The following is a 10,116-nucleotide window of genomic DNA, read 5'->3' on the forward strand; positions in this document are numbered from 1 at the left end:
ATTGCAGTTATTCTTTTTTCGCAACGGCGAGTTCAGCTTCCATTTCGCTGAATTCACGGTTGATGCGTTTCTGCTCACGTTGGCTCGTGAACGTGCTGACGAGCACGATCGCAAGCATACTGAGGAAGAAGCCTGGTACCATTTCATAGATGACCGTCGAGAGACCGGTCGCGATCCAAACGATGACCGTGATGGCACCGACGAGGATACCGGCAAGTGCACCTTGACGTGTCATCTTGTTCCAGTAGAGCGACAAGAGAATCGCTGGACCGAAGGCTGAACCGAAACCGGCCCATGCATAACCAACGAGAGTCAAAATCGTGTTCGACGGGCTAAGCGACATGATCGTCGCGACAAGTCCGACCGTCAAGACACCGATTCGACCGGCGAGAACCATCGTTTTCTCGCTGGCATCTTTATTGAAGAACTTCCGATAGAAGTCTTCCGTCAATGCCGAAGATGTCACGAGAAGCTGTGACGATACCGTCGACATGACTGCTGCCAAAATCGCCGATAATAAGAAACCAGTGATGAACGGGTGGAACAATACTTCTGAGAAGCGGATGAACACTGTCTCCGGGTCAGCGAGGGGATTCCCTTGACCTCGGAAATAGGCGATTCCGACAAGCCCAGTCATGACAGCACCGATAATTGAGACTGTCATCCAACCCATCCCGATGCGGCGAGCTGTTTTGATTGATTTTACATCTTTAATCGCCATAAAGCGGACGATGATGTGCGGTTGACCGAAGTAACCGAGTCCCCAAGCGAGGAGACCAATAATCCCGAGCGTCGTCGTTCCCTCAAACAGGTCGAACAATTCGGTATTGAGCGTACTCGCCGTGTTGACGGCGTTCGAGACACCACCGACGTCCGTCAAGGCGACGATTGGGACGAGGACGAGGGCGAGGAACATGATGACACCTTGCGCAAAGTCCGTCCAACTGACGGCAGTGAAACCACCGAAGAGCGTGTAAAGTGCGACGATACTGATCGTTACGATGACACCGGTCTGATAACTGAGCCCGAATGAGCTTTCAAACAACTTCCCGCCAGAGACGAGTCCGGCTGACGTATAGAACGTGAAGAAGATGATGATGACGGATGCAGACAGGATCCGTAGCCAGTTCGAGTGATCTCGGAACCGATTCTCTAAAAAGTCAGGAATCGTGATCGAGTCATTTGCCATCTCCGTGAAGACACGTAGACGGGGAGCGACTAATAAGTAGTTCAAGTAAGCTCCGATGACCAATCCAACGGCTAGCCAAATCGCTGATAATCCCGTGGCGTACATTGCCCCCGGAAGTCCCATTAACATCCAACCACTCATATCCGAAGCTCCGGCTGACATGGCGGTAACACCTGGCCCCATCTTGCGGCCACCTAACATATAATCTGATGAATCGGTCGTCCGTTTATAAGCGACGTATCCGATGAGGAGCATCATCACGAAGTAAAGCGCGATGGATACCCATTCTTGCCATAACATTGTATTACCTCCTGTACGCTGTTTAAATATGGTTCAATCGTCCGCTTACATCATGTGACGTCTTTCCCACATTGTGTTATAGCGGAACGGTGAAGACGAACTTGTGACTAACCTTAACGGACCTTCACAGTCATTGCAAATCAGTCTTTTTTCATAAAAACGGCTCTAAAGCGCATTATATCAACGGATAAGCCTTACTTTTTTCACAAATAAAGTTTAAATGTTCTGAATTTTCGTCACTTGGAGGAGATGCGGTTGTAATCTCCTTGTAACATTTTGGCTTTGAAATCGTTATCTTATCAAAAAAGGGGCGGCTCGTTTGAGCCGTCCCTTCATTATCTATGTCCTACTCTTCGATTGAGCGTCCGAAGATGATTTGTTCAACCGCGCGCATCGTCGGAAACGTCTGTCCGGATTTGGCTCGCATCGTCACGAGCGCATACTGCTTATCGGCCTCTTCCATCAAAAAGACCATCGTATATCCGGATTCGTCCGTGTAGCCGGTCTTTGTCGCCGTCACCAAATCCGAATAATGGATGCTTCGTTTGTTGACGGCCGATCCGAGATGATACCACCAGCGGCGCTTCCCGTTCCCGTCCTTGTCCGAGAACAGCGCTTCGTATTCATATGTACCGGCAATCTCGACGAGCTCTGGATAACGAGCGAACACATAAGCAATCTTCGCCATGTCGTGCGCTGTCGTGTAATGGTCCGGGTCGGTATAACCGTGCGCATTCATAAAATGGGTGCCCGTCAAGCCGAGGGTATCGACCCGTTCGTTCATCAATTCGACGAACGCGGAGGTCGAGCCGCTCACATATTCGGCGAGGGCGTTCGCTGCGTCGTTCCCCGACTCGAGCAACGTCGCATAGAGCGCTTGGCGGACGGACAACGTGTCACCGACCGCGAGGTGTGCGATATGACTGTCCCATGGGATGTCGAGTGTCGACGGTTTGATCTCGACGAGTGGAAGGTCGAGTTCGCCGGCGAGACTCGCTTGCTCATAGGCGAGGAGTGCCGTCATCAATTTCGTCGTGCTCGCCGGATAAACACGGGCCTCCCCTTGTTTATCGAGTAAGATGACGCCGTCTGTCAAATCGACGAACGTCATCGCGCCGACGAGGATCTCTTCGTCGTCTACTTGTTCCATGACGTCTAGACGCCAGTCGCTCATCGGGATATTGGGAAACGTCGGACCTTGACTGACCGGTTCGACGACAGGAGCCTCGATTGAAGGTTGGACGGGCGTCTCCCGTTTGAAACCGACAAGGGCCGGGATTAATGCGACGATCGCGAGCAAAATCAAGCCAAAAAAGATTCGTCGCATCATATATGTTCGTTGTTTATGTCTCCGTGTTCGATTCACTCTACATTCGCTCCTTCATTGTTTACTTTTCTACCATAATGGATATCAAACAAATAAATCGTCAGAAAAATCAAGAAACAGGTCAATATTTTTTTCCATGGTTCAGGATTCCGTTCCATATGTATAAACCGTATCAAAATCCATATGCGGAGATAGGCAACGGCTGACGAATATAATAAAGTAGTGATGTAAGGATAAATGAACAGGGGTGGTCATGACATGGAATTGACAAAGCAGTGGCGCGAGCATTTTAAACAGTTGCGCGCCTTCGACGAGGCGATCTCGTTACTTTATTGGGATATGCGGACCCAGATGCCGGAACAGTCGGCACCGTTACGGGCGGAGACGATCGGGTATCTTTCGACCGAGGCGTTCAAGCGTCAGACGAGCGAATCGTTCAAACGATTGCTCGACGAGATGGAAGGGGCAGATGGATTGACGCCAATCGAGTCCCGCTCGCTGTCTGTCGCCAAGACGCAATATGAACGCAATGCGAAGATTCCGCCCGAAGAGTATCAGGCGTACGTCACGCTCGTGTCAGAAGCGGAGACCGCTTGGGAGAAAGCGAAAGAACGGGATGACTGGGGGATGTTCGCACCATATTTAGAAAAGATTGTCGCGTATCAACGGAAGTTCGCCGATTATTTCGGGTACGCGTCACATCCGTACGACGCGTTGCTTTATGACTTCGAGCCAGGGATGACGGTCGCGCAACTCGACCGATTGTTTGAAGGACTGCGCGATGAGCTCGTCCCGCTCATCCGTCAACTGAAACAGGCGGGGGCGCCCTTCGACTGGTCGATGGACCAGGAGGCGCAAGAACGAATCTGTCACGACTGGATGCGGGTCGTCGACTATGATTTGAGCCGCGGACGTTTGGATGCGACCGTCCATCCGTTCGAGATTACGATCAACCGTCGGGACGTCCGCATCACGACGAAATATGATGAGGCAGACTATCGGAACGCCTTGTTCGGTACGATGCACGAGGCGGGGCACGCGACGTATGAGCAACAAATCGATGCCGCACTCGACGAACTCGGGCTCGGCGGTGGTGCCTCGATGGGCATCCACGAGTCGCAGTCGTTGTTCTTCGAGAACTTCGTCGGCCGTAGCGTCGCTTTCTTGAAGAGCGTCTACCCGAGACTACAAGCCGAGCATCCGCCGCTTTCGTCCATCGATTTCGAGACGTTCTATGCCGGGGTGAACGAGGCGAAACCGTCACTCATCCGAATCGAGGCCGACGAGTTGACGTACAGCCTTCATATCATCATCCGGTATGAGCTCGAGAAGGCGCTCATCCAAGGCACGTTGTCCGTTGCCGAGCTGCCGGCGGCGTGGAACCGCCTCTATAAAGAGTACCTCGGTGTCGACGTCCCGAGCGACGCGAAAGGTGTGCTTCAAGACGTGCACTGGGCGGGCGGTTCGTTCGGTTACTTCCCGAGCTATGCCCTCGGTCTCGTCTATGCGGCCCAATTGACGGAGACGCTACGGGCCCAACACCCAGAGCTCGACACGTGGATTGCGAGCGGGGAGTTCGGTCCGATCAAGCAGTGGCTCGAGACGAACGTGCATCGCCACGGCAAATCGCTCACACCGAACGAGTTGATTCGGGAAGTGACGGGGGAAGACATCTCGGTCCGTCCGCTCGTGCGCTATTTGACGGCCAAATATGGCACAGCGTGAGCCGATGAAGCTATACGCCCACCGTGGGGTGATGGCGCACTACCCAGAGAACACGATGTCGGCGTTCAAGGCCGCTATCAAGGTCGGTGCGGACGGCATCGAGACGGACGTGCACATGACGCGGGACGGGGAACTCGTGCTCATCCATGACGAATCGCTCGAGCGGACGACGGACGGACGTGGCCGTGTCGTCGAAAAGACGTTCGCCGAGCTCCGGACAGCCAACGCGGCGTTCCGGTTCGGGGGAGAGGAACCGATTCCGACACTCGAAGCGTTCCTCAAGTTGGTCAAGCCGACACCGCTCCTCGTCAACCTTGAGCTGAAGACGGATGTCGAGCACTATCGGGGCATCGAGCGTCGTCTCATCGAAATCGTTGAACGGACAGGTTTTCCAGCCGAGCGTCTTATCGTCTCTTCCTTTAATCACGAGACGTTACGACGTTTACGCGAGTTGACGACCGAATATGAACTTGCCGCCCTGTCCTCAAAACGGATGACGGACCCGGTCTCCTATTTGAAACAGCTCGGGGCGAATGCGCTTCATCCGAGCGTCCGCGCGTTAACCGACGCCGAGATCGAGGCATTGGTCGAAGCAGGAATCCGTGTCCGGCCTTACACGGTCAAGACGGAAGAACAATTGCATCGCTTCAGCAGGCTCGGCGTCGACGCGTTATTCGTCAACGACGTCGAATGGGCCCGAGCACATTTGACCCCGTGACAATGTATGTCACGGGGTTTTTATTTAATCGAGACAGGGAAGTAACAACATTGTAAAGAAAGCGGTAACACTCGAAGAAGGCGTCACAGCACATTCGAGACACACTGTCGCCTTTACGCCATCGTCCCGTTGTCTTAAGTTTAAGATGTCACCAGCTACATAGCAATCAGATGTAGCACGCTATGCAGCACTACACCAAATCTGTTGTACGTAGTCCATCGGTCACACTTAAGGGGAAAAGGGAGGAAATTTCACATGAAGAAACTGATGTCTCTACTCGGAACGCTCGCTCTCGCGTTCGCACTCGTCTTACCAGTCAGCGCGGACGGTCACGACGGCGATGCGATGGTCCGGGTGCTTCACGCTTCACCTGATGCTCCAGCGGTCGATGTGTATGTCAACGGCGAAGTCGCGGTCGAAGGCGCAGAGTTCAAAGCGCTCACTGACTATTTGACACTACCAGCCGGCGACTATAACGTCGAAATCAAACCAGCCGGTGACGCTGAGACGGTCGTCGTCGCAGCGGATCTCTCACTTGAAGCTGGCAAATTCTATACCGCTGCAGCGATTGGACAACTCGAGAACATCGAGATCGCAGCGATGGAAGATGACGCCAACTTCGAAGATGGCAAGTCGAAAGTCCGTGTCGCTCACTTCGCACCAGACGCGCCAGCGGTCGATGTGGCACCGAAAGGCGGAGACCCGCTCTTCTCGAACCTCGAGTTCAAAGCGGTATCTGACTACGGTACACTTGATGCCGGAACGTATGACCTCGAAGTTCGCCCAGCCGGCGCAACGGACGTCGTGAAGGCGCTCGACGGTGTCGCCCTTGAAGGTGGTAAGAACTACACGGCATTCGCGATCGGACTCCTCGAAGGTGAACCAGCGTTTGAAGTATTGCTCGCAGCAGACGGCGGGGAAATGGCTGGAGCTCCTGAGACTGGACAAGGCGGACTCGCTCAGACTGCTTCGATGAACTGGTTGCTCGCAGCAGCAGTCCTCGGTGCGGCAGCGGCTGGCTTCTACGTCTTTCGTCGTAAGCAGCAAGACGCCTAAGCTTTTACTGATTGGATCGTTCGCGTTTCTCTCGATGGCCGCTGAGGTCGATGCGCCGGACCAAGAGTTCCGACTCCCAACCGTCGGATTCGCCGAACCGCTTGTCCTCGCCTCGACCGAGGTCAGTCGGCAGTCGTTTCACCGGGAAACGTTCATCCCAAAACGACTCATCATCCCATCCATTGACGTCGATGCGACAATTGAACCGGTCGGGAAAGACCGCCTCGACCGGATGGACACGCCGGATGACGTCAATGCAGTCGGATGGTATCAATACGGCGCACGTGCCGGCGCAATCGGCAATGTCGTCTTATCCGGACATTTAGACGATCTCCAAGGTCCGGCCATCTTTAGCGAACTCGCCACGTTACAACTCGGAGAGACGGTGACGCTCCAACGTGACGAGCGAGTCGCACAGTATGAGGTCGTCTCCGTGAATCGATATCGGCTCGAGGACGTGCCGCTCGCTTCCATCTTTGCGGCCACACAATCCGAACGGTTGCAACTGATCACCTGTGCAGGGCCTTATGACCCTGAACGTGGGTATCGCGATCGAATCATCGTGACGGCGAAGCTCATACGAAATTAAATCGATGGCCCGGAGTGATTGCCACTCCGGGCTGTTTATTGTTAAATGGGGTGTCGTCACTTTTATTCAGGACGCGGAACGGGGAAGATAACTATCAAATCATTTAGAAAGTACGCCTCATCGGTCGGTCTTTGGTTTATGATGTACCTTCTCGCCTATATCGCCACAGAACAGGCCGTTTGGAGCTTGTTCCTTGCGAGTGCAAGTTATGGAGTCTTGTTCATCGTAACAAAGAGATCAGTCAAAAGGCAGGCTCGCGCTATAAATCGAGAGCTAAGAGGAATGCGCCTTCGCAATGAAGACGATTTGCATAAAGAGGCTAAACGTAGGTGGGAAGAAAAGAAACGGGATCGAGCGACTCATGAAAACTAAATCGATGTAAAAAATAAGCCATAAATCCATCACTGGGATGGGTCCATGGCTTATTTTGATGTCGTCGTAAACCGTTACGCGTCCATACGGTCGAGCAACTTCGACAAGACGATGAGCTCTTCGTCAGAGAAGTCCTCGAACACGTCCATCAAGTACTCGATTTTCATATCTTCTAACGTCTCGAACAAGGCACGGCCTTCTTCAGTCGCTTGGAGTTCGACGACACGGCGGTCGCGCTCGCTCCGTTCACGCGAGATGAGTCCTTTCTTCGTCAACTCATCTGCGAGTGCCGTGATCATCGAGGCCGAAAACTGGAACTCGTTCGAGAGTGCCGAAGCGATTTGGGGACTCGTTTGGCAGAGTGACCTAAGGATGAAAAATTCGTTGCGCGTCAAATACTGTGAGAACATCGCCCGGAGGTTTTTTTTCACTCCACGATAGTTCATGCGGATTCCGCGTTCGGCGTCAGCGACGAGCTGACGGCGGGATGCTGTCTGTACAGGGGTTGTCATCCTCGGAAGTACCTCCTACTTAAAAATCATTATTTGCATATATTTCAGTACATAAAAACATTCTACAATAAAAACATGAAGTCTGTAAAGTTATGTCGGCTCTTCCCGGATCCGTAATTGTTGGATGATTTCGTCATAATGTTTCAAGTCTGGGTAAAAGCGACGGAAGAAAAACTCAATCTGTTGATCGTCCCCTTCCACGAGCAGTTTGGCGAGAACCGCATAGACGACACCCATCCCTTGGCGGGGAAGGAGCGAAGACGGGAGAAGCGCCGAACAGTTCACGGCCCGGTTGAAATACAAGTCGAGCGTCTCGCTCAAGTCGTGGAACGTGCGAATCTGGGCATAATGGAACATGCGCGTCAGCTCGATGATCGTCGACAAGTCCGTCTCGAGCAACCAGTCGCTCTGGAAGATGGCGTTGTCGAGCTTCTCGACCGTCGGATCGTTCGCGATATAATAGTTCAAGTTGTCACGGGTGATCGTCACTTCTTCAGGGGAAGCGATGATTCGTTCGACCGTCTCCTGTTCGAACGTCCGGAGCTGTTTCCGGATATTGACGAACTCTGAATCGGCGATCTCGAGGAGCCCGGCGACGCGGCTGAAGCTACGCTTGATTTCTGGCGGGACGGCGTTCGGGTTCTTATAGCCGAGGTCGTGCTCAATCTCGGCCCAGGCGTGTTGCAAGATGGAGCGGACCTGAATCTCCGCTTCTTTCTCCTGATAGCGCTCATATTCACCGAGCGCGAGCCGCTTGTCATTCAACCCGACGACGTAATGGACGGATAAGTAACCGAACTCGTTCGCATCGAGTAGCGTCGATTTGTCAATCGACTGTTCCCGGTCAATCCGAAACTCTTCTTCAAGGATTTGCGCGACGGCCCGGACATCGTCATGAAAATACGTGACGATCCGTAGCCCGGCCAAGTCCTGCACGTCCCGAAGTGACCGATATTGATACGGCTTCCTGGATAGTTTCGCATAGAGGCTCTCGGCCTCTTTCGCCCGAGCGACGATGGAATGGAATTGGATCCCGGCGTTGTCGAGCAACTCGCTGAGCAATTGCTTCAGTTTGGCCGCGAACGCCTCATAGTCTTCTTTCTCATTCAAGTAGTCGAGCATGATCGCATTCATATCTTGTTTCGGCATCCATATCACTCCTTGTCTCATTGACATAAGTATAGCATCATTGTTTTGAGCGTACACACTGAGGAGTCAGCGAGGAGGAGAGACATGAAAGTGCATCATACGTTTCGCTCAATCGAGCGTGAGAAGCTCGAGATCATCGCTTCGCTATTGCAGCAGGCAGGCTATCGGATCACACGAATCACCCCGAGACAGGGAGAGCTGGCGTTCAAGGCGACACGGGACGGCGTTCATTCGGGAGAAGACGAGCAGGCACGGGTCGGTCAACTCGTCGAACATTTCAACATCGAATCTTGGTCCGTCACGTTCACATGAACCATCCTTCAAACAATCCGTCAGAAATCGGGTTTTAGCGCTCATTTTTTGGGAATAGTATATTATTCGATTTTGACTGTGAACGTTTAGGAGGATGAAGGATGTTAGAAACGAGAATCGTACGAGATATGACGTCGGTCGACCATGAAGTGAACGGGATGGTGTCGGGCGGCTGTGTGAACGAGCACATTTACTTATTTGCCAAAGATGAAGAATTGACGCTCCGTCTCGCCGCCGAGGCCGGTGTCCAGCCGTATCGGATCACCGAGAAAGGACTTTGGGAGTCGCTCATGTCCAAGTTCACGAAAAACTCGGACGACCGCATCGAGCAGCTCGAGAGCCTCGGCTTGACGAAACAGATGGTCGAATCGCTCGAAGGCGAGATTCAAGACGGAAAAATCGTGTTGGTCTGCGACAAATCATAAAACAAGACGGAACTGACACGTGTCAGTGGGCTAACCTAAATTTTTGAGACAATATAAAAACACCTTCGCAGTGGTACACTTAAAAAAAGTGCTAGCATCGGAGGTGTTTTTGCGTGGGCAAAAACGTATATTCAAGAGAAGTGAAATGGGCAGTGGTGAAAGACAAACTGAGCGGTGAGTTGACGACTAGAGAGATCATGGAGAAACACGGGATCAAAAACGAATCACAGATCCACACATGGATGAGATGGTATCGGTCCAATGAAATCTATCGATTTGACCAGCCCATCGGGAAGCAATACACCTACGGACTCGGTCCTGATTCCGCCAGTGAGGATGACAAGAGAGAGCGTCAACTATCCCACCTGAAGACGGAGAACGACATCTTAAAAAAATTCATGGAGATCGAAAGAGAGTTGAAAAAGAAATAGCGTTAAAGACT

11 protein-coding genes are annotated in these 10,116 nt (G+C 52.5%); 7 read left to right on the forward strand and 4 right to left on the reverse strand.

Annotation, left to right across the window (positions count from 1 at the left end):
• Positions 1-7: 7 nt before the first annotated feature.
• Together putP and DI14_RS06175 are read right to left on the reverse strand one after the other, a co-directional pair.
• Positions 8-1,489 carry a sodium/proline symporter PutP gene (gene putP, locus DI14_RS06170; protein WP_034806623.1) on the reverse strand — a complete coding sequence of 494 codons (1,482 nt, stop codon included), beginning with the start codon at positions 1,487-1,489 and terminating at the stop codon, positions 8-10.
• Positions 1,490-1,835: 346 nt separating this feature from the next.
• Entirely contained in the window at positions 1,836-2,816 is a 981-nt protein-coding gene (locus tag DI14_RS06175; RefSeq protein ID WP_034806665.1) for a D-alanyl-D-alanine carboxypeptidase family protein, read from the reverse strand.
• 258 nt (positions 2,817-3,074) lie between these two features.
• Between DI14_RS06175 and DI14_RS06180 the strand changes: the two genes are divergently transcribed.
• The 4 genes from DI14_RS06180 to DI14_RS06195 all read left to right on the forward strand — a co-directional run bounded on the left by DI14_RS06180 (position 3,075) and on the right by DI14_RS06195 (position 6,904).
• Positions 3,075-4,541, forward strand: a complete 1,467-nt coding sequence (locus tag DI14_RS06180; protein WP_034806626.1) for a carboxypeptidase M32 — start codon at positions 3,075-3,077, stop codon at positions 4,539-4,541.
• Complete coding sequence (locus tag DI14_RS06185) at positions 4,528-5,259, forward strand: glycerophosphodiester phosphodiesterase (RefSeq protein ID WP_235193412.1); 732 nt, start codon at positions 4,528-4,530, stop codon at positions 5,257-5,259. Before DI14_RS06180 ends, DI14_RS06185 begins: the two co-directional genes overlap by 14 nt.
• 255 nt (positions 5,260-5,514) lie before the next feature.
• A complete protein-coding gene (locus tag DI14_RS06190; RefSeq protein ID WP_034806629.1) occupies positions 5,515-6,315 on the forward strand; it encodes a DUF4397 domain-containing protein in 801 nt (266 codons plus the stop codon).
• A 34-nt stretch (positions 6,316-6,349) separates the two neighbouring features.
• Positions 6,350-6,904, forward strand: a complete 555-nt coding sequence (locus DI14_RS06195) for a class F sortase (RefSeq protein ID WP_235193413.1) — start codon at positions 6,350-6,352, stop codon at positions 6,902-6,904.
• 446 nt (positions 6,905-7,350) lie between these two features.
• On the opposite strand, the gene DI14_RS06205 is transcribed toward DI14_RS06195, so the two are convergent.
• The gene (locus DI14_RS06205; RefSeq protein WP_034806634.1) at positions 7,351-7,788 is read right to left on the reverse strand and encodes a MarR family winged helix-turn-helix transcriptional regulator; all 438 of its coding nucleotides are present in this window, start codon (positions 7,786-7,788) and stop codon (positions 7,351-7,353) included.
• Between the two features lie 90 nt (positions 7,789-7,878).
• Positions 7,879-8,937, reverse strand: coding sequence for a GTP pyrophosphokinase family protein (locus DI14_RS06210; RefSeq protein ID WP_235193414.1), 1,059 nt, complete (start codon positions 8,935-8,937; stop codon positions 7,879-7,881).
• An 84-nt stretch (positions 8,938-9,021) separates the two neighbouring features.
• Here DI14_RS06210 and DI14_RS06215 point away from each other — a divergent pair, with 84 nt between their 5' ends.
• From DI14_RS06215 to DI14_RS06225, 3 genes are all read left to right on the forward strand, one after another.
• Positions 9,022-9,249: a hypothetical protein gene (locus DI14_RS06215; RefSeq protein ID WP_034806636.1), complete on the forward strand. Its 228-nt coding sequence runs from the start codon at positions 9,022-9,024 to the stop codon at positions 9,247-9,249.
• Between the two features lie 101 nt (positions 9,250-9,350).
• Positions 9,351-9,674 carry a general stress protein gene (locus DI14_RS06220; RefSeq protein WP_034806639.1) on the forward strand — a complete coding sequence of 108 codons (324 nt, stop codon included), beginning with the start codon at positions 9,351-9,353 and terminating at the stop codon, positions 9,672-9,674.
• 113 nt (positions 9,675-9,787) lie between these two features.
• Positions 9,788-10,105 (forward strand): helix-turn-helix domain-containing protein, encoded by a 318-nt coding sequence (locus DI14_RS06225; RefSeq protein ID WP_034806643.1) that lies wholly within the window; start codon positions 9,788-9,790, stop codon positions 10,103-10,105.
• Positions 10,106-10,116: the final 11 nt, after the last annotated feature.

Origin of the sequence: Exiguobacterium sp. AB2 (genome assembly GCF_000696055.1) — a bacterium.
Lineage (GTDB): Bacteria > Bacillota > Bacilli > Exiguobacteriales > Exiguobacteriaceae > Exiguobacterium > Exiguobacterium alkaliphilum.